This is a genomic window from Bacillus vallismortis (genome assembly GCF_040784915.1).
Lineage (GTDB): Bacteria > Bacillota > Bacilli > Bacillales > Bacillaceae > Bacillus > Bacillus subtilis_G.
Genome location: NZ_CP160797.1, coordinates 409435 through 427530 on the forward strand (window position 1 = coordinate 409435; position 18096 = coordinate 427530).

At 46.0% G+C, this 18096-nt stretch carries 18 protein-coding genes and 1 pseudogene; 8 read left to right on the forward strand and 11 right to left on the reverse strand.

Going from position 1 to position 18096, the window contains the following annotated elements:
• The first annotated feature begins 64 nt into the window (after window positions 1-64).
• A complete protein-coding gene (locus ABZM97_RS02075) occupies window positions 65-1291 on the forward strand; it encodes an MFS transporter (protein WP_367387157.1) in 1227 nt (408 codons plus the stop codon).
• Between the two features lie 14 nt (window positions 1292-1305).
• On the opposite strand, the gene ABZM97_RS02080 is transcribed toward ABZM97_RS02075, so the two are convergent.
• Both ABZM97_RS02080 and ABZM97_RS02085 read right to left on the reverse strand, forming a co-directional pair.
• The gene (locus ABZM97_RS02080) at window positions 1306-1863 is read right to left on the reverse strand and encodes a YcxB family protein (RefSeq protein ID WP_367387158.1); all 558 of its coding nucleotides are present in this window, start codon (window positions 1861-1863) and stop codon (window positions 1306-1308) included.
• 53 nt (window positions 1864-1916) lie between these two features.
• A complete protein-coding gene (locus tag ABZM97_RS02085) occupies window positions 1917-2855 on the reverse strand; it encodes a DMT family transporter (RefSeq protein WP_367387159.1) in 939 nt (312 codons plus the stop codon).
• A 124-nt stretch (window positions 2856-2979) separates the two neighbouring features.
• Here ABZM97_RS02085 and ABZM97_RS02090 point away from each other — a divergent pair, with 124 nt between their 5' ends.
• A complete protein-coding gene (locus tag ABZM97_RS02090; RefSeq protein ID WP_367387160.1) occupies window positions 2980-4314 on the forward strand; it encodes a PLP-dependent aminotransferase family protein in 1335 nt (444 codons plus the stop codon).
• Here ABZM97_RS02090 and ABZM97_RS02095 read toward each other — a convergent pair.
• The 8 genes from ABZM97_RS02095 to bsdA form a co-directional block, all read right to left on the reverse strand.
• Complete coding sequence (locus ABZM97_RS02095) at window positions 4309-4983, reverse strand: 4'-phosphopantetheinyl transferase (protein ID WP_087993061.1); 675 nt, start codon at window positions 4981-4983, stop codon at window positions 4309-4311. The two genes, ABZM97_RS02090 and ABZM97_RS02095, sit on opposite strands and share 6 nt — an antisense overlap.
• A 53-nt stretch (window positions 4984-5036) precedes the next feature.
• The gene (locus tag ABZM97_RS02100) at window positions 5037-5894 is read right to left on the reverse strand and encodes a TIGR03943 family protein (RefSeq protein WP_087993060.1); all 858 of its coding nucleotides are present in this window, start codon (window positions 5892-5894) and stop codon (window positions 5037-5039) included.
• Window positions 5895-5906: 12 nt separating this feature from the next.
• Window positions 5907-6905 carry a permease gene (locus ABZM97_RS02105; RefSeq protein ID WP_253268816.1) on the reverse strand — a complete coding sequence of 333 codons (999 nt, stop codon included), beginning with the start codon at window positions 6903-6905 and terminating at the stop codon, window positions 5907-5909.
• 117 nt (window positions 6906-7022) lie between these two features.
• Window positions 7023-7670 carry a YitT family protein gene (locus ABZM97_RS02110; protein ID WP_202328858.1) on the reverse strand — a complete coding sequence of 216 codons (648 nt, stop codon included), beginning with the start codon at window positions 7668-7670 and terminating at the stop codon, window positions 7023-7025.
• Between the two features lie 320 nt (window positions 7671-7990).
• Window positions 7991-8734, reverse strand: a complete 744-nt coding sequence (tcyC, locus tag ABZM97_RS02115) for a cystine ABC transporter ATP-binding protein TcyC (RefSeq protein ID WP_087993057.1) — start codon at window positions 8732-8734, stop codon at window positions 7991-7993.
• Between the two features lie 13 nt (window positions 8735-8747).
• Complete coding sequence (tcyB, locus tag ABZM97_RS02120; protein WP_087993056.1) at window positions 8748-9452, reverse strand: cystine ABC transporter permease TcyB; 705 nt, start codon at window positions 9450-9452, stop codon at window positions 8748-8750.
• A complete protein-coding gene (gene tcyA, locus ABZM97_RS02125; protein WP_087993055.1) occupies window positions 9439-10245 on the reverse strand; it encodes a cystine ABC transporter substrate-binding lipoprotein TcyA in 807 nt (268 codons plus the stop codon). The genes tcyB and tcyA overlap by 14 nt, the downstream gene beginning before the upstream one ends.
• Before the next feature lie 115 nt (window positions 10246-10360).
• Complete coding sequence (gene bsdA, locus ABZM97_RS02130) at window positions 10361-11233, reverse strand: transcriptional regulator BsdA (protein ID WP_087993054.1); 873 nt, start codon at window positions 11231-11233, stop codon at window positions 10361-10363.
• A 91-nt stretch (window positions 11234-11324) separates the two neighbouring features.
• Here bsdA and ABZM97_RS02135 point away from each other — a divergent pair, with 91 nt between their 5' ends.
• The 5 genes and pseudogenes from ABZM97_RS02135 to ABZM97_RS02155 all read left to right on the forward strand — a co-directional run.
• A complete protein-coding gene (locus tag ABZM97_RS02135) occupies window positions 11325-11939 on the forward strand; it encodes a non-oxidative hydroxyarylic acid decarboxylases subunit B (protein WP_202328860.1) in 615 nt (204 codons plus the stop codon).
• A gap of 2 nt (window positions 11940-11941) precedes the next feature.
• Window positions 11942-13363 (forward strand): phenolic acid decarboxylase BsdC, encoded by a 1422-nt coding sequence (bsdC, locus tag ABZM97_RS02140; protein ID WP_202328863.1) that lies wholly within the window; start codon window positions 11942-11944, stop codon window positions 13361-13363.
• A 16-nt stretch (window positions 13364-13379) separates the two neighbouring features.
• Entirely contained in the window at window positions 13380-13607 is a 228-nt protein-coding gene (locus ABZM97_RS02145; RefSeq protein WP_202328865.1) for a non-oxidative hydroxyarylic acid decarboxylases subunit D, read from the forward strand.
• Complete coding sequence (locus ABZM97_RS02150; RefSeq protein ID WP_087993050.1) at window positions 13604-14068, forward strand: pyridoxamine 5'-phosphate oxidase family protein; 465 nt, start codon at window positions 13604-13606, stop codon at window positions 14066-14068. The genes ABZM97_RS02145 and ABZM97_RS02150 overlap by 4 nt, the downstream gene beginning before the upstream one ends.
• A gap of 28 nt (window positions 14069-14096) precedes the next feature.
• Window positions 14097-14534, forward strand: a pseudogene (locus ABZM97_RS02155) (alpha/beta hydrolase); the annotation flags it as partial.
• 39 nt (window positions 14535-14573) lie between these two features.
• On the opposite strand, the gene ABZM97_RS02160 reads toward ABZM97_RS02155, so the two are convergent.
• The gene (locus ABZM97_RS02160; protein ID WP_087993049.1) at window positions 14574-16052 is read right to left on the reverse strand and encodes a peptide MFS transporter; all 1479 of its coding nucleotides are present in this window, start codon (window positions 16050-16052) and stop codon (window positions 14574-14576) included.
• A 279-nt stretch (window positions 16053-16331) separates the two neighbouring features.
• Here ABZM97_RS02160 and ABZM97_RS02165 point away from each other — a divergent pair, with 279 nt between their 5' ends.
• Window positions 16332-18086: a right-handed parallel beta-helix repeat-containing protein gene (locus tag ABZM97_RS02165; protein ID WP_202328873.1), complete on the forward strand. Its 1755-nt coding sequence runs from the start codon at window positions 16332-16334 to the stop codon at window positions 18084-18086.
• The last annotated feature ends 10 nt before the right edge of the window (window positions 18087-18096 follow it).

Genomic DNA, 18096 nt, shown 5'->3' on the forward strand with positions numbered 1-18096 from the left:
GCATGGAATGTCAATTTTTACATGATATAATAGGCGCAATACTCAAACAAAGGAAGGCCGAAGCATGCACGCGTCTCCCAAGATGAAATGGTTTGTATTGCTGTTTACGTTTGTTTTCGCCATCGGAATGAACTCATTCAGAAATTCCTTTCAATTTTTTATGCTGCCAATGGCGGATACCTTCCATGCCGACAGGTCGCTGATCTCGGTTTCAGTCAGCATTTTTATGATTACAACGGGCATCGTTCAGTTTTTTGTCGGTTTTTTTATTGACCGGTTCAGCGTCAGAAAAATTATGGCGCTCGGAGCTGTTTGCGTCAGCGTAAGTTTTTTGGTGCTTCCGTATTCACCGAATGTTCATGTGTTTTCTGCCATTTACGGAGTGCTCGGCGGAATCGGCTATTCGTGTGCGGTTGGCGTGACGACCCAGTATTTCATCAGTCGCTGGTTTGACACACACAAAGGCCTGGCGCTCGCTATTTTGACCAATGCCAACTCAGCGGGCCTGCTGCTGCTCTCGCCCATTTGGGCCGCGGCTCCGTATCATGCCGGCTGGCAAAACACCTATACGATATTGGGCATCGTCATGGCTGCTGTTCTGCTGCCGCTCCTTGCCTTCGGGATGAAGCACCCGCCACATGTGCAAGCGCCGTCAGTGAAAAAATCTTATGACTGGCGGGGATTTTGGGACGTGGTAAAGCAGTCCCGTTTCATTCATGTCCTGTACTTCGGCGTGTTTACATGCGGATTTACAATGGGAATCATTGATGCTCATCTCGTTCCGATGCTGAAGGATGCGCATGTCTCTCATGTCAACGGAATGATGGCCGCGTTCGGGGCGTTTATTATCATTGGCGGATTACTGGCGGGCTGGCTGTCAGATCTCCTCGGCAGCAGAAGCATGATGTTATCCATCTTATTTTTCATTCGGCTGCTCAGTCTGATTTGTTTGCTCATTCCCATTCTCGGAATCCATCACAGCGAACTTTGGTACTTCAGTTTTATCCTGTTATTCGGGCTCAGTTACACAGGTGTAATCCCGCTGACCGCGGCGTCTATTTCAGAAAGCTATCAAGCAGGATTGATCGGCTCGCTGTTAGGCATCAATTTCTTTATTCATCAGATCGCCGGGGCTCTCAGCGTGTATGCGGGCGGGTTGTTTTTTGACATGGCCCATGATTATCTGCTGATTGTTGTTGTGTGCATCGTGTTTGTAGGTGTATCGGCTGGAATAGAGCTGATGCCGTTTTTAGATAAACAGAAGGCAAAAGAAACGCATCAATCAATATAAAGGGATCAGCACTATCAGCGCTGATCCTTTTTGAATTTTACTTTTTTTGTTTCGGTATGATTAAGGATAATTCCTCGGAATCTGTTCAGCTCCTCTTTGGAATGAAAAAAATGTTTTGGTATCGCAATATATTGGCTGCTGGATGTATTGATCCGGAAGATATTCTTATATTCGAAAACAGCCGTGATTTCATTCCAATGAAAAATGAGGTCATACTTTTTAGAACATATACGGATTCCTTCTTGATTGAGGGTATATGTTCTATTGGATTTAATCCGTTCGTTCTTCTTGTATGCTCTAGAAAACTTTACATATAGAAGAAGGAGGAGCAGTAGTGTAAACAGAACTGACATCACGATAATCAAAATACTATTCATAAACAAGTTAAGCGCGTCGCTGCCATAAACAATACGGGGCCATCCGTTAATGAAATGAACTGCAGCAAAAATGGCGCAAAACAACAGAAAGTAAAAGAATGAGATTTTTCCGAGTTGATAAAAAAAGATTTCTCTTACGTCTTTAAAAGTAATTTCTCCTGGAAGATTAATACTTTCACTAGCGTATTGAATCATACAGTACACTTACACCTCAAACCATGTTTTTCCTTTCAGTCTAGCATAATTTCTCATTTTTTTGCAGGGGCCCTATGGTGATTTGTCTTTTTCTGCAGATTCGTATTGCTCCCCACCACGCCAATCATAATACAAACGGCTCCAACAAGATGATACCAGGCAAGAGTTTCGTTTAGAATCACCACGCCCGCAATCATCGTCACGATGGTGGACACATGACTAAAAGCGCTCATTTTAAACGCCTCAATCCTCGAAAGTGTATAGTTGGACAGAAACGAAGTGACGAGTGAAGACAGCACGCCCAAATACACAATGGCGAGAACAAAGCCGGGCTCCTGGAATGGCTGAAAATAAGTGCTGACAGTTCCAGCCGCGCCGTGGCGAACAAGGGCGATGGCGTTGAAGACGACAAAGCCGATGGCTGACATGATGTAGGTGAGCTCGGTCAGCTTGAACCGCTGCGTCATTTTTCTGGCGGCGGTATTATACATCGCGGAGGACAAAGCTGACAAAAGGATCAGCAAAGATCCTTTTAAGCTCGCTGATTCCACATCGACGCCTTTCATCACAAAAATAAACATAACGCCGGCAACGGATAAAACCGTGAAACCCTTCTGCATCCACGTGGAGCGTTCTTTTAATATATAACTGGCTAAGACCATTGTGAAAATCGGAATGGCTGCCTGAATAATTCCCGCTTCAGAGGAGGACGAGTGCACAAGGCCGAATGCCTGAAAGCTGAAAAACAACGCCGGGTACAGCAGGGCGAGCGGCAAAATGGCAATGACGTCTTTTACACGGATTGATAGCTTTACCCAGCCGAATAAGACGGGTACAGTGGCCGCGGCAAACGCAATGGTGAACCGGTGCGCGAGAATATCAAACGGTTCGGCTGTTTGCAGTGCGATTTTTACGAATAAAAAGGATAAACCGATAATGAACGAATATAAGATAGCCGCCATATAAGCGGAGGTTTGCTGATTTTTAAACATAATGGAAGGTGCTCCTTTACCTGATTTGCAGCGCCGGTCGCTCCTTTTATTGTATGGCTGTGAGCAGAAGGGTACAATGAGAAAAACAATGAACTGTACCGGTACAAAAACAGGGGGAGAACGCATGGAGAAATATATGACTCTATTGACGAGGATAGAGGAGATGATGCAAAGCAGCGCATATCAAGAAGGAGACAGGCTTCCGTCCATCCGACAGCTGTCCGCCCGCTATCAAGTCAGCAACAGCACAGTGATCCGCGCGCTGCAGGAGCTGGAAAAGCGCCACCTCATCTATTCCGTTCCAAAAAGCGGCTATTACATTGTGAAAAAGATGGGTAATTTAAAAAGCGGGCAGCCGGGCCCCATCGACTTTGTGACATCGGCGCCGGACCCCGATGTGTTTCCGTATCTTGATTTTCAGCACTGTATCAACAAAGCGATTGATACATACAAAAACGATTTGTTTATTTATGGGACGCCAAAGGGGCTTCCGTCGCTTATTCGTGTACTCCAAAAACTGTTGGCCAATCAGCAGGTATTTGCGGACGAACGGCACATTTTCATTACATCAGGTGTCCAGCAGGCATTATCCCTGCTTTGCACCATGCCATTTCCAAATGGGAAAGAGAAGATCGCCATTGAACAGCCTGGCTATCATTTGATGGTTGAACAGCTTGAGGCGCTTGGGATACCCGCCATCGGAGTGAAAAGAACGGAAGAGGGGCTTGATATCACCGAGATTGAGCGGCTGTTTCAGACAAAATCGATCAAATTGTTTTATACGATGCCGCGCTTCCATAACCCGCTTGGCTGCTCTTTGTCAGAGCGTGATAAACAAGAGCTTGTAAGACTGGCGGAAACGTATGATGTCTATCTCGTTGAGGATGATTATCTCGGTGATCTGGAGGAAAACAAAAAGGCAGATCCGCTGTACGCATATGATCTGTCCTCGCGTGTCATCTATCTAAAAAGTTTCTCAAAAATGATGTTTCCAGGCCTTCGCGTAGGGGCCGCTGTTTTGCCGGATGCGCTGACTGACACGTTTCACACGTATAAAAAGCTGAACGACATCGACAGCTCTGTGATTTCTCAAGCAGCGTTAGAAATTTATATCAAAAGCGGAATGTTCAGCCGGCATAAAGACAAAATCCGAGAATCCTATAAGGAACGATCAATGAGGCTTCATCAAGCCATTCAAACGCACAGACAGCTGGGAAGCGGACGTTTTGCGTTTTCCAGCGGGCAGGCGCCCTGCATGCATACCCATCTGGTGCTTCCTCCCGATCTGCCGGCCTCAAGAGTGATGCAAAGGCTGAAACAACAAGGGGTTCTCCTTGAGGCGATAGATCGTCATTATTTAACAGATTATCCAAAAGAAAATCTATTAAAAATCAATATTTCCAATGTCAAAACGGAAGAAATTGAACGCGGCGTCAAGCTGCTGATGAGCCATCTATAAAAGCGCTTCGTACGAGACCATTGTGATATCCTTAGGGAAATCACAGTGCGCGGCGCATACGGCCATTTTGTAGCCGGGATCCACCTCATAGGTTTTGATATAGCATGGTGAATGGCTGTCCGGAAGCTCAATGGATACCCGTCCATCCTGATGCAGGCGCACCGAAAAGGAATCAAGCGGAAGCGATAAGCCTTTGCCTTCCTGTTTAATAAAGCTTTCTTTCATTGACCATAGATGATAAAAATAGTCTGTCTGCTCGTCTTTATTTTTGGCTGAAAGATCGCTGTACTCCGTTTTTGAAAAGAAACGTTTGGCGATGTCGAGGCTGATCGGTTTCGTTTTTTCAATATCGATGCCGATCGGCTGTGAATCAAACGCGCAAATGATCCAGCGGCCGGAGTGCGAAATGTTGAAATGGGCGTCAGGAAGATCAGGGATGCAGGGCTTCCCATATTCCTGCGCGCTGAAGCGGATACCGGATTTGTCCAGCTGATACTGTCCGCTGATGACTGAGCGAACGAGCACATCTCCCAGCAGGGTGCGGTGAGCATCTTCTTTATGATAAAATCTCCGGCATTTCTCCCGTTTTTCAGGTGATACGAATGACATGAACCGTTCAGTCTCTTCCTGTGAAAGCGGGCGGTCCATATAAATTCCGTAAATCTTCATTCTAGATCCTCCGTCTGCAAAAGATTGTCAAAACTATCCTATCATATTTTGTTTTACTTCGGAGTAAGATCCTCGATGATCTCATATACATAGGGGTTTTTGGGCGTATCGATCGTTTCCGCTTGTGTGACAGAAACGATGGGAAGCTGTTCGCCGTTTTTATGGAATAGATCAAGCCTTCCAGTGATCTGAACCCAGTCGCCTTCCTTTATCTCTTTATTTTCTGAGAAAGAAGCCGGCAGTCCGTAAACCGCGGCATCCGCAATGCAGCAGGATATCCCGTAACGTCCAACGATATAGTGATTCAGCTGTTCATCATAATAGACAAATCCTTTCATGCTGATCTCTTTTCCTGCATACGCTTCTGCATTCTCCAGCAATAGATTGACGATTGGAACATAATACTTATCTGAAATCGGAATGACATTCTTCCCCTCCAGCTCCCGCGCCAGTTCTTTTTCATACCCGCTTGGCAGTACCGCAGCCGTCCCTGCTTCATCAGTGGATTGCGTTTGAGCATCAGATTTCATCTCTTCCGGACTCTTGGCACTGTTTGCTGAGAAGATTCTGTTCTGTGCGACTTCCTTTGTCAGCACATGGTTAGGAAAAAGGAAACCGGTCATGATAGGGATCAGAAAAAAGCTGTACAGCCATGGGTGAGACGGAGAATGTGTTTGACTGCTTGCACATGCGCAGCACACGTGCGGACTATCTTGTTTTCTCCAGATCAATGACAGTATGCCAAGCGCAAAAGCAGCTACAATAAAGAACTTCGTAAACCAAAGCATACGCGGAGAAATGAAATGCAAAATATGTCCTGTCAGATAAAGTTTAAATGCCATTAAAGCAAAGCCGATTAATAGAAGCCCACGCACAACAGCATCAAAAGAATACGGTTTATTTTGTCTCATCTTACTCATCCTTTATGAGGTAATCAAACCATAAAGCCAGGCTATTGCAAGAACTGAAGCTGAAATGACAACAAAAAATACAAGCACAAAGCGTTTTTTGAAAAATGAAGCATACACAAACGTATTTTTTAAATCTAACATCGGGCCGTACAGCATGAAGGAGAGGAGGGAAGCGTGAGAATAGGTGCCTGAAAAAGTAGATGCGACAAACGCATCCGCATGTGAGCAAAGTGACAGGACAAATGCCAATCCCATCATGACAGCGGAACCAGACAGATCGCTTGTCCCCAGCTCAGCGAGAGATCCGCGGTTTAAAAACGTTTGAAACAGACTGGCGATAAATGCGCCCATGATCAAATAGCGGCCCATATCGAAAAACTCTTCAACAGCATGGGTGACGATAGGTTTCAAGCGTTTTCCTTGCTGCTGATGACTGTGTTCCGGCAAGGCAGCTGTTTTATGGGTTTTTAGCATGTTCTTGTTTCCGAATATCCAATACATCATGAGCCCGATGATGATACAAATGACGACGGCGAGCCCAATCCTCGCGTACACAATTTCCAAATGCTTGCTGAAGGCATAGTAGGTGGAGAGGATGACAATCGGATTTAATATAGGGGCTCCAACTAAGATAACAGCGCCGACGTGAAGCGGAAGCCCTTTTTGAATGAGCCGGCGCACCACCGGAATGACAGCACACTCACATACAGGGGAAAGAATACTGATGACGACAGCGGACCCTATCGCGCCATACGGGTTTTTGACGATCCATTTGGTCATCCATTCATCTGAGGCAAAGAATTCAATGCAAGAAGAAAAAAAGATGCCGAGCATGATAAATGGAATGGATTCTAGCAAAATACTCAGGAAAATGGTATTCACATTCAGCAGTGAAACCGGAATAGAAAAAGACAGCTTATTAGGTTCAAGCAGAATAAAACAGTACAGTAAAAAGAAAAAGAGCAATATGCTGAAGGAGCGTCTTGCAAAGTGTTGGAGAGCTTCCATCATGATACCTTCCGTCTCTAGTATTTCTCTTTCATCAGAGATAGTATCAATCTATGAGACAAGCCTGCAAAACATGAGTGAAAACAAAAAAACGGGCCATTGAACTGGTCCGTTTAAAGATTAATGCAGAGGCGGAGATGCTTTAACAGCGGCTGTCCGCCTTGCCACAGCATAATTCAGAAGCTGAATTGACTGCGGCAATGAAAAGCGCAAAATGATACCGGTGAGGATAGCGGTCAAAATAGTACCTACTCCGATCGGGCCGCCCATGCCCCAAGCCGCAAACAAGATTGTTATTTCCATGCCGTTCCGCACCCATTGCACATTCCAGCCGGTTTTTTCTGTAATCAGCATCATCAGTGAATCACGCGGCCCCGCGCCAAGGCCTGCTGATACATAAACACCGACGCCGTAGCCGATCAGCAAAACGCCGAGAGAGAAGACAATGACGGAGCCCGTATAAGTGGAGGGGGCAGGCAGGAGAAAATTGAAAAAATCTATAAAAACACCAATGAGCACCATGTTCAGGATTGCGCCAATTTTTGGCCAAACCCTCGTAAACAATGACGTTAATCCGACGATGAGCGCTCCAATAATGATGGACCACTGGCCGACGGTAAGCCCGAAGTGTTGAAACAGGCCGTAATGAAATGCATCCCATGGACTTATGCCGAGTGCTTTTCCTTTTATCGTCAAGGATATACCAAAAGCCAAAATGATCAAACCGGCAAAATAAAATGTCCAGCGCAGCACAAGTTCTCGCTTCACGTGAGGTCCCTTCTTTCGTAAAAATCAGTCGAGTGTCATTGTAGCACATCTGACAAAAGGGCGGAATAGGCGAATGGGGATCAACAAAAAAACAGGGCCGCCGCAGGCGCCCTGTTTCAGCGTGTTGGCAAACCCTTGCATTCGTTGTCAGGCCTGCGCTTCGGTGCTCACGAATTTAAAATTCGCTGTGCTCCAATGCTCGCCCTTCCTAGACTTCAAAGGTTTTCAATCACGCTGAAAATGACAAAATCCTAAAACGAAAATCGTTTTAGGATTTTGTCAACAATCTGAAACAGGGCGCTGACGCCCTGTTTTTCTTTTTACAACGGGTTCAAAATCCGGTTCAAGAACCGCTGCGTCCGTTCTTCTTTTGGTGCGGAGAAGATTTGCTCCGGCGGTCCCTGTTCCACGATGACGCCGCCGTCGATGAAGACGACTTCGTCGGCCACATCCTGGGCGAACTTGATTTCGTGGGTCACGACAGCCATGGTCCACCCTTCATTGGCCAAATCCTTGATCACCTTCAGCACCTCTCCGACAAGTTCGGGGTCAAGCGCTGAGGTCGGTTCGTCAAACAGCATGAGCTCAGGCTGAATCGCCAGAGCGCGGGCGATGCCGACGCGCTGCTGCTGTCCTCCGGAAAGCTGGAACGGATATAAATCCATTTTGTCCTTCAATCCGACTTTATCAAGTAGCTGAATCGCTTCTTTTCTGACTTCCTCTTTGTTCCGTTTTTGCACCTGAACAGGGCCCTCCATCACGTTCTCAAGAGCTGTGCGGTGCGGGAACAGGTGATACGCCTGAAACACCATTCCGGATTTCCGGCGAAGCCGAAGGATATCCGCCTGTTTCACCTTTTTGGAGAAATCGATAGAGAAATCTTCAAATGCAAGTTCCCCGCGATTGGGGATCTCCAGCGCGTTCAGGCAGCGGAGCAGCGTTGTTTTCCCAGAACCTGAAGGCCCAAGTATAGCGATGACTTTCCCTTTTTCAATCTTCATATCTATCTTTTTTAAAATTTCATTTTCACCGAATGATTTGTTTAATCCTGTAACGGTAAGCATACTCGGAACCTCCTTATTTGGCCACGTAGCGGTCAAGACGCCGTTCGATGACATGCTGGACGAGTGAAAGCAGGAAGCAGATCATCCAATAAATAAAGGCTGCTTCAATATAGATCACTAAAATTTGATCAAGATTCCGCGCGCCGATTTCCTGGGCTTTTCTGAACAGCTCAGCGACCAGAATCTGAGAGGCGAGGGATGTATCTTTGATCAGGCTGATAAAGGTATTGGATAATGGCGGGATCGACACCCGAAACGCCTGCGGCAAAATGACGCGGAACAGCGTTTTCTGATGTGTCATGCCGATCGTGTAGCCGGCTTCCCATTGCCCTTTCGGCACGGATAAAATAGATGCCCGGATAATTTCAGATGCATAGGCGCCGACGTTTAATGAAAAAGCGATCACTGCGCTTGGAAATGGATCTAATGTGATGTTAAAAGCCGGGAACAGATAGAAAATGATGAACAATTGAACGAGAAGAGGAGTGCCGCGTATCGCGGATACGTATACGCTGAACACCCATCTCAAAGGTCTCACTTTCGACATTCTGGCAAGCGCTGTAACCAGCGCGATGATCATTCCAAATATAAAGGAAAGAATGGTAAGGGGAATCGTATAGTAGATTCCCCCTGAAAGTATCGGCCAGAATGACTGCTGCACCAGATCCCACGGGATCGCCGTGCCAAGCGTCAATGCCGGCAGATTATTTAGAAACATCTTCGCCGAACCATTTTTTAGAAATGTTAGAAAGAGTCCCGTCCTCTTTCATTTCTTTTAATGCTTTGTTGACTTGATCCACAACCTCGCCGCTTCCTTTGCGGAACGCGAAATAGGTTGACTGCGGATCACCTGTTTCAAACGCGATTTTCACGTTTTTGTTGTCTGATGTTTTTAAGTAGTTCAATACAGCAAGTTTATCGTTGTATGTCATATCGACGCGGCCTTGCTGGATGAGCTGAAGGGATTGTGCCAAGCCTTCAACGCCTTCAACTTTCGCGCCGGCATCTGTAGCTAATTTGTTGTAGTTGCTTGTCAGTGATTGAGCTGATGTTTTTCCTTTTACATCTGCTTCAGACTTAATGTCGTTGTTGTCTTTTTTTGTCACGACAACAGCTCTTGATGTTGTGTATTTATCAGAGAAATCGTATTTGTCTTCACGGTCTGTTTTTCCGACTTGGTTGGCAATAACGTCAAACCGTTTGGAATTCAGGCCGGCAAACATACTGTCCCATTGTGTTTCCTTAAAATCGACTTTCAGCCCTAGGCGTTTTGCGGCTTCTGTGATGACTTCCACATCATAGCCAGTCAGCTTGTCCGTGTCTTTGTCGTGGAAAGTGAACGGTTCATATGTTCCTTCCGTACCGACTGTCAGCACACCTTTTTTCTTAATTGAAGCCCAAAGATCGCCGTCTTTGGCGTTATCTTTTGACTGATTATCATTTCCTGCTCCGCAAGCTGCGAGAACTGCAATGCTTACGACCATGAATAAAGCCATTAATGCTTTTTTCATCTTATTCCCCACTTTTCTGGTTGATTTTATTGAAATAAAAAATTAGCTTACAAATCTAAAGGATAACTTTTTTTTAGTATGAGTCAAGTATTTGGTTTTCATAAGGCAAAATCTTTTAAAATAAACCCAAAAATTGATGTGCCGGTTTTGGCAAATAACTGTCCGTTCTCCACATGACAGCCGGTGTCATAATAAAGGGATTGTCTTCGATATGAACGGTATGAACGTGATTCCTCATATGAACGGGAATCATCGTAACGGGCAGAATGGAAGCGCCGAATCCGGATGAGACGAGACTGAGCAAAGTTGCGGAATCGTGGCATTCGCAAACAATGCGCGGCTCCAGATTCAAACGATGAAATTCATTCATGACCTGATTATAGACGCCTTTTCCGTTGACAGGCCGCAGCAGAATCAGCGGAAAGGAAGGGATATCTTCCATTTTAATGGTGTCCCCGCACGTATATCCGGCTTCATCGGAAAGCACGAGCACACATGGAATGTCATCAAGCTGTTTGAATTGAACCGTGTCGCTTTTGATCATTGTCGTCGTGACCGCCGCATCGATTTGACGGCTTTCCAGCAGCTCTAGCAGCGTCGCGGGCTCATTCTCCCAGATATTAAAGGTGAGGTGAGGGTATCTCTCTTTGATCTGTGTTACTTTTTCAAGCATCAGAGCTGCGCAATAGATCGTTGAACCCACGGCCAGCGTGCCGGCTACCTCCTCCTTCAGCTCTTGTACCTCGATGACTGCATCTTCAAACCTGTGCAGAATCTCCTTGGCTCTTTTCAGGAAAACAGTTCCTTCATATGTTAGCGACATTTGTTTTTTCTTATTCCGATCAAAGAGAACGACACCAAGCTCATCCTCCAGCTGCTTCAGCTGTCTGCTTAAAGGCGGCTGCGCCATGTGAAGCTTTTTGGCGGCGGATGTGATTTTCTTTTCTTGGGCGATGGTAATGAAATATCGAAGCTGTCGAATGTCCAAAAAAATAGCGCCTCCTCACTTATACCTTTTGGGTATTAAATATAGATTTAACAGATATTTATCATATGGATATATCAGGAGTATGATGGAAATGAAAGCACAATTCAAGCGTAAAGGAGGGGGCAAAGTGAAACTCGTTGTCGGAATGACAGGGGCAACAGGGGCCATTTTCGGAGTCAGGCTGCTGGAGTGGCTGAAGGCCGCCGAAGTGGAAACCCATCTCGTTGTGTCTCCTTGGGCGAACGTCACGATCAAACACGAAACAGGCTGTACATTAAAAGAAGTGGAACAACTGGCTACATACACTTATTCGCATAAGGACCAGGCGGCAGCCATTTCAAGCGGGTCGTTTGATACCGATGGAATGATTGTTGCGCCATGCAGCATGAAATCACTCGCAAGCATTCGCACCGGGATGGCGGATAATCTGCTGACACGTGCGGCGGATGTCATGCTCAAGGAGAGAAAAAAACTCGTCCTCTTAACGAGAGAGACGCCTTTAAACCAGATTCATCTCGAAAATATGCTAGCGCTTACGAAAATGGGCGCCATCATTCTTCCTCCGATGCCGGCATTTTATAATCAGCCGGGCAGCTTAGAGGAAATGGTCGACCATATTGTCTTCAGAACGTTGGACCAATTTGGCATTCGCCTTCCTGAAGCGAAACGCTGGAATGGGATTGAAAAACAAAAAGGAGGAGCTTGACCATGGCTTATCAAGATTTCAGAGAATTTCTCGCTGCCCTTGACAAAGAAGGACAGCTGCTGACAGTGAATGAAGAGGTAAAGCCGGAGCCGGATTTAGGGGCCGCGGCACGAGCAGCCAGCAATCTTGGCGATAAAAGCCCGGCGCTTTTATTCAATAACATTTACGGCTACAATAACGCGCAAATTGCGATGAATGTGATCGGTTCCTGGCCGAACCATGCGATGATGCTCGGCATGCCGAAAGACACGCCGGTTAAAGAACAGTTTTTTGAATTCGCAAAGCGTTATGAACAGTTTCCGATGCCGGTCAAACGTGAGGAAACAGCGCCGTTTCATGAAAATGAAATCACCGAAGACATCAATTTGTTCGATATACTGCCTCTTTTCAGAATTAACCAAGGAGACGGCGGCTACTATTTAGACAAAGCGTGTGTCATTTCCCGCGATCTCGAAGACCCAGACAACTTCGGCAAACAAAACGTCGGCATTTACAGAATGCAGGTCAAAGGAAAAGACCGCCTCGGCATTCAGCCTGTACCGCAGCACGATATTGCGGTCCATCTGCGCCAAGCTGAAGAACGCGGGGTCAATCTTCCAGTCACCATTGCACTCGGCTGTGAGCCGGTCATTACAACGGCGGCATCGACTCCGCTTCTTTATGATCAATCAGAATACGAAATGGCGGGCGCGATTCAAGGCGAACCTTATCGCATTGTGAAATCAAAGCTGTCCGATCTAGATGTTCCAGGGGGCGCCGAAGTGGTGCTTGAAGGTGAAATCATTGCCGGAGAACGTGAGTATGAAGGCCCGTTCGGTGAGTTCACAGGCCATTATTCCGGCGGCCGCAGCATGCCGATTATCAAAATTAAACGCGTATATCACAGAAACAATCCGATTTTTGAACATTTATACTTAGGCATGCCTTGGACAGAATGCGATTACATGATTGGCATTAACACTTGTGTGCCGCTTTATCAGCAGTTAAAAGAAGCATATCCGAATGAAATTGTGGCTGTGAACGCCATGTACACACACGGTTTAATCGCGATTGTTTCCACAAAAACCCGCTATGGCGGATTTGCGAAAGCGGTCGGCATGCGCGCACTCACAACACCGCACGGACTTGGCTACTGCAAAATGGTCATTGTCGTTGACGAGGATGTCGATCCATTCAACCTTCCGCAGGTCATGTGGGCGCTTTCGACCAAAATGCATCCGAAACACGATGCGGTCATCATCCCGGAATTATCTGTCCTGCCGCTTGACCCGGGATCTAACCCATCAGGAATCACTCATAAAATGATTCTGGACGCCACTACACCTACTGCGCCAGAAACAAGAGGCCACTATTCACAGCCGCTTGATTCACCATTAACAACGAAAGAATGGGAACAAAAACTAATGGACTTGATGAATAAATAAGGAAAGGATGATCGACATGCATACATGTCCTCGATGCGATTCAAAAAAGGGAGAAATCATGAGCAAATCGCCTGTAGAAGGCGCCTGGGAAGTTTATCGGTGCCAAACATGCTTTTTTACATGGAGATCCTGTGAGCCGGAAAGCATGACAAATCCCGCGAAATACAATCCGGCGTTTAAAATTAATCCGAAGGAAACTGAATCAGCAATTGAAGTTCCGGCTGTGCCGGAACGAAAGGCCTGATCAGCGTGAGTTGTATATCAGACCGTCTCTTTGAGCTGCTTGACGGGAATCGCCTGAAGGAGAAGCAGCAGGAGGCTTTCGTTCTGCAAACGGTATCGGAGGATGGCTGGCCGCACGCCGCTATGATCAGCGTGGGAGAAATCATCGCTCTAAGCCGGACAGATATCCGAATCGCTTTGTGGAAAAACACAGTGACTGCCGCCAACATTCTTCGGACAGGAAAAGCGCAGTTCACGGCATGGTGGAAGGGATCAGCCCATTATGTAAAGCTGCAATGTGAGCTTTTGCCGCCTTTGAAAGAAGCCGAATATGACAGAGAACGTTTTGCCTGCCGCGTCGTTTCTGTGAAGGAAGACGTTGCGAAATATGCTGATTTGACTTCCGGTGTCCGTATCCGGCTTCACAGCCCTGATGAGGTGCTGAACAGATGGGAAAAGACGCTTGAGGAATTAAAACAGTAATATAGACAGCTCGAAAAAGTGAATCGTTTTCTTAGAAACAGCCGGTCTAGAGAGAAAGAAACGCTTTGAAATAGACATCGCGAATTTGCAGCAAGACATCAAAAAAGATCCTGAGAGACGCTTCGTACACATGTGTACGAAGCGCTGAGGCGAAAAGCTTTTATCAAGAGCGACCGCATGCTGCTCTATGGAATGGTGATTTCACGAATATGCCGATCATTGATGAATGATGGGGCCATACATTTGCCGGGTTTGTCTTATTCAGCGGTTAGCAGATGTTCAAATGCAGTGTACATTGGATTAGGGAGAAGATATGAATACCTGGTCGCTCCTGTTGCGCTGTGGGATATTGTTGACGGTTTATATTCCCATGTGGAGAAGGTTATTTTTGAGGGTAGCGGCCATCAGCCGATGCTGGAAGAACCGCAAGCCCTAGGAAAGCTTCAGCAAAAGGATGGACAAATAAGAAACAGCCCGCAGGCTAAAATCCGAGGGCTGTTTCTTATTATAAGACCCCTTTCATCGCACGCTTGATAATCGGCGAAAGCAGCAGAAGAATGCCGCCAAGTACGATAGAAATCAAGCCGATGGTGCCGAAGTAAGTTGTTTCAGGAATTTTATCAAATAATCCGGCTACTTGGGCATTGATCGCTTGGGCTGCTGCGTTAGTCAGAAACCACATACTCATTGTCTGTGCAGAGAATGCAGCTGGCGCCAGTTTCGTTGTCACGGATAAACCGACTGGAGACAGGCACAGCTCTCCAAGCACGACAAGCAGGAAGCTGAGAACGAGCCAAAGCGGGCTTACGAGTGCTTCTTTTCCTTGCATAGCCGGGAATACCATAATGATAAATGACAATCCGGCTAGAATAATTCCGATTGAGAATTTAACTGGCGTGGACGGCTGGCGTTTGCCAAGCTTCATCCATAGCCACGCGAAAATTGGCGCGAAAATGACGACAAACAATGGGTTTAATGATTGGAACCAAGATGACTGAAGTTCTAATCCGCCCAATGAAAGCCTTGTGCGTTCATCAGCGTATACCGCAAGAATGGTCGCTCCCTGTTCCTGAATGGCCCAGAACATGACAGCACCGATAAACAAAGGAATGTAAGCGGCAAGACGAGATTTTTCTGTTTTGTCCGCTTTTTTGCTTGTAAACATGATGATGAAATAAACAATAGGAATCAAAATACCGAGAATACTGACAAGGTCGATGAAACCATTGACCGTCAGCACGCCTGTTTGTACAGAAATAATCACTGCGATCGCCACAATGATAACACCGATTCCAGTACCAATCGCAGATTTTTTAGACAGCGGATTCGGCACATTTGAGCCTGCAAGCCCGAGGTTTTTCTTTCTTGTCAGAGCATATACGATAAGTCCGAGAAGCATTCCGACTGCGGCAGCTCCGAAGCCAAGATGATAGTTGTACTTCTGTCCGAGTGTTCCGACAATTAACGGCGCAAGTAAACCGCCAAGGTTAATCCCCATGTAGAAAATACTAAAACCTGAGTCGCGGCGCGGGTCTTCTTTCGTGTAAAGATCTCCAACCACACTTGAAACGTTTGGTTTTAATAAGCCTGTTCCGATAATGATAAGTGCCATGCTGATATAGAATGCTGTCGCGCTGCCCGGATAGGCGAGTGCAATGTGGCCGAACATAATGAATATGCCGCCGTAAAACACGGTGTTTGCGGTTCCGAATACCCGGTCAGCGAGCCATCCGCCGATAATAGTGGACATGTATACGAGTGATCCGTAAATTGACATAATGGCAACCGCTGTGCCTTTGTCAAAGCCAAGCCCTCCGTTTACCGTCTCTGTATACAAATAGTAAAGTAAGATTGCTCTCATTCCATAGTAAGAGAAACGCTCCCAAAATTCGGTGAAAAATAGCGTAAATAGTCCCCGCGGGTGACCAAAGAACCCTTTTTGCGGGACGCTTTTGATGATACTTTCGTTATCAATCGAAGCCATGTCAGCCAAACCCTTTCTTAAAAAAGTGTATTATAAAAATCATATTCTTATATAATACTTGTGTCAATATAATTTATACGCATTTCAAATAGTTCCATAATGGAAAAATTATAAATGTATGAAAATAGTGGTTTTATCCTAATTATTAAGTCCTTTTTCGTAAGATTTTCTTACAAAACTATTCCTTTATATTTTTTTGATAAAATTTTAGAGAGATGTGCAAGCGGATCGGGCCTTTGTGAGTATCATGATAGTAATCATGGAGAAGGAGGCTCGCAATTGGCTGAATTCATATTAAATGCGGCGGATTTCGGTATTTCAGGAGATGGTAAAACGGATTCAACAGAACTGATTAATCAGTGCCTCAGTATGGCTGTTTCGAAAGGATATCATACGGTCTGGTTTCCAAAGGGAACCTATTTAATAGACGGAACGCTTGGAGCAGATCCTAATCAGAAGTTTCGACATGCGGGGATTAAGGTTCCCGCCAACCTTGAGATTGTGATGGACCCCGAGTGTATCATCAAAGTCATCCCGAACAGTTCGTGGGGTTATTCCGCATTTTATGTAGGCAAGCAAGAAAATATCACCATTTCCGGAGGACAAATTATCGGCGAACGCGATGAGCATACGTACGCGTCCGCGGGGGTAAGGTCAACCCATGAATGGGGCTTCGGCATATGTATTGAAGGCTGTTCGAATGTTGTCATTGATGATGTCAAAATTTCGGATTTTACCGGCGACGGGATCATTGTCAGTCCAAGGGGATTAAAGACAAATAATGATTATCGAACGTCAGAGCATATTACCATCCGCCGCTGTGAGGTTCGGCGGTCGAGGAGAAATAACATTTCTATTACCGGATGTGACAGGGTTACGGTGGAGGAATGCGTGATTGAAGGCGCCGGAACGGGGAATGGAACAGCGCCGAAATTCGGAATTGACATAGAAGGATATGGCGAAGGCGATGTTGACTATGAAGAACCGATCAATGTATCCATTCGCAATAACCATTTTATAGGGAATGTTTCAAGTTCTGTGACCAATTTTAACGGGTACGGCATTTCAATAGAAGGAAACCACTCAGACAATACCATCAGCTATGGGTATGGAGCGCAGACTGTGATCAAAGGAAATATTCTCAGACGGGAGAAAGACGCGGCTCCTGCGCCTAGAGTCGGGATTACGGGACTCGGTGTGTCACAAGGAAAAGAGAGCAGTGATGCGGTGATCGCCGGCAATCTCATTACCGGGTTTTCATCCGGGATTGATGTCAGGGGAAAGAGCGTGCTTGTTACGAACAACAAAATCAGCAACTTTGAAAACACAGGGATATTGGTTTATCAGTCATCCGACGTAAAGGTAGACGGCAACCAGATTCAAAACGGACTGTCTGAAACAAGGCGCAGTACCGGCATTCGCGCAGTGCTGTCAGATGATGCCGCATTTTTGAATAACTGCCTCATTCAAGTCATTGACGGCGTGAATATTTCCGGGGGCGATATGATCATTAAAGATAATGTGCTGAGAAAATTCAGCCGGGGGATTTGGATCGCTCAAGGAAACGCGGTGATTGAAGGAAATACACTGAATCCTGACGCGTTTGAAGCAGTCCCTGAATCATATACTGTTTCTGTTACAAACAATGCGAGCGCTATCATCAAAAACAACACATGTAAAGAGTTTAAAAATTACCCGATTTACTGTTCCACAAGTGCGAAAACCTCAATTATCGGCAACCACTTCGAAAGATCTCCGCTTTTGGTCACCATCTATATCAACGCCGGTGTGCATGAGATTTTGGATAATACCATTTCAGTCAACAGAACAGCCGGAAATCCGATCGTCATGTATATCAACGGTTCTACGGGCTCTATCATTTCTGGAAACACCATCAATAACCTCTCCGCAGGCACGGCGACAGCCATTCAAACAAACACCTCAACCAATTCGAAAATCATCGGCAATCGCATCTTCAAAGGAACCATCAGCAAACATAGCAGCGATACAGCAGACGGCAATATAATCGTCTGAAAACCGCCCC

Excerpts from the sequence above, each read along its gene's own strand:
- ABZM97_RS02075 (WP_367387157.1), top strand. The coding sequence starts at position 65 with ATGCACGCGTCTCCCAAGATGAAATGGTTTGTATTGCTGTTTACGTTT.
- ABZM97_RS02080 (WP_367387158.1), bottom strand. The coding sequence starts at position 1,863 with ATGATTCAATACGCTAGTGAAAGTATTAATCTTCCAGGAGAAATTACT.
- ABZM97_RS02085 (WP_367387159.1), bottom strand. The coding sequence starts at position 2,855 with ATGTTTAAAAATCAGCAAACCTCCGCTTATATGGCGGCTATCTTATAT.
- ABZM97_RS02090 (WP_367387160.1), top strand. The coding sequence starts at position 2,980 with ATGGAGAAATATATGACTCTATTGACGAGGATAGAGGAGATGATGCAA.
- ABZM97_RS02095 (WP_087993061.1), bottom strand. The coding sequence starts at position 4,983 with ATGAAGATTTACGGAATTTATATGGACCGCCCGCTTTCACAGGAAGAG.
- ABZM97_RS02100 (WP_087993060.1), bottom strand. The coding sequence starts at position 5,894 with ATGAGACAAAATAAACCGTATTCTTTTGATGCTGTTGTGCGTGGGCTT.
- ABZM97_RS02105 (WP_253268816.1), bottom strand. The coding sequence starts at position 6,905 with ATGATGGAAGCTCTCCAACACTTTGCAAGACGCTCCTTCAGCATATTG.
- tcyC (WP_087993057.1), bottom strand. The coding sequence starts at position 8,734 with ATGCTTACCGTTACAGGATTAAACAAATCATTCGGTGAAAATGAAATT.
- tcyB (WP_087993056.1), bottom strand. The coding sequence starts at position 9,452 with ATGTTTCTAAATAATCTGCCGGCATTGACGCTTGGCACGGCGATCCCG.
- tcyA (WP_087993055.1), bottom strand. The coding sequence starts at position 10,245 with ATGAAAAAAGCATTAATGGCTTTATTCATGGTCGTAAGCATTGCAGTT.
- ABZM97_RS02135 (WP_202328860.1), top strand. The coding sequence starts at position 11,325 with ATGAAAGCACAATTCAAGCGTAAAGGAGGGGGCAAAGTGAAACTCGTT.
- bsdC (WP_202328863.1), top strand. The coding sequence starts at position 11,942 with ATGGCTTATCAAGATTTCAGAGAATTTCTCGCTGCCCTTGACAAAGAA.
- ABZM97_RS02145 (WP_202328865.1), top strand. The coding sequence starts at position 13,380 with ATGCATACATGTCCTCGATGCGATTCAAAAAAGGGAGAAATCATGAGC.
- ABZM97_RS02160 (WP_087993049.1), bottom strand. The coding sequence starts at position 16,052 with ATGGCTTCGATTGATAACGAAAGTATCATCAAAAGCGTCCCGCAAAAA.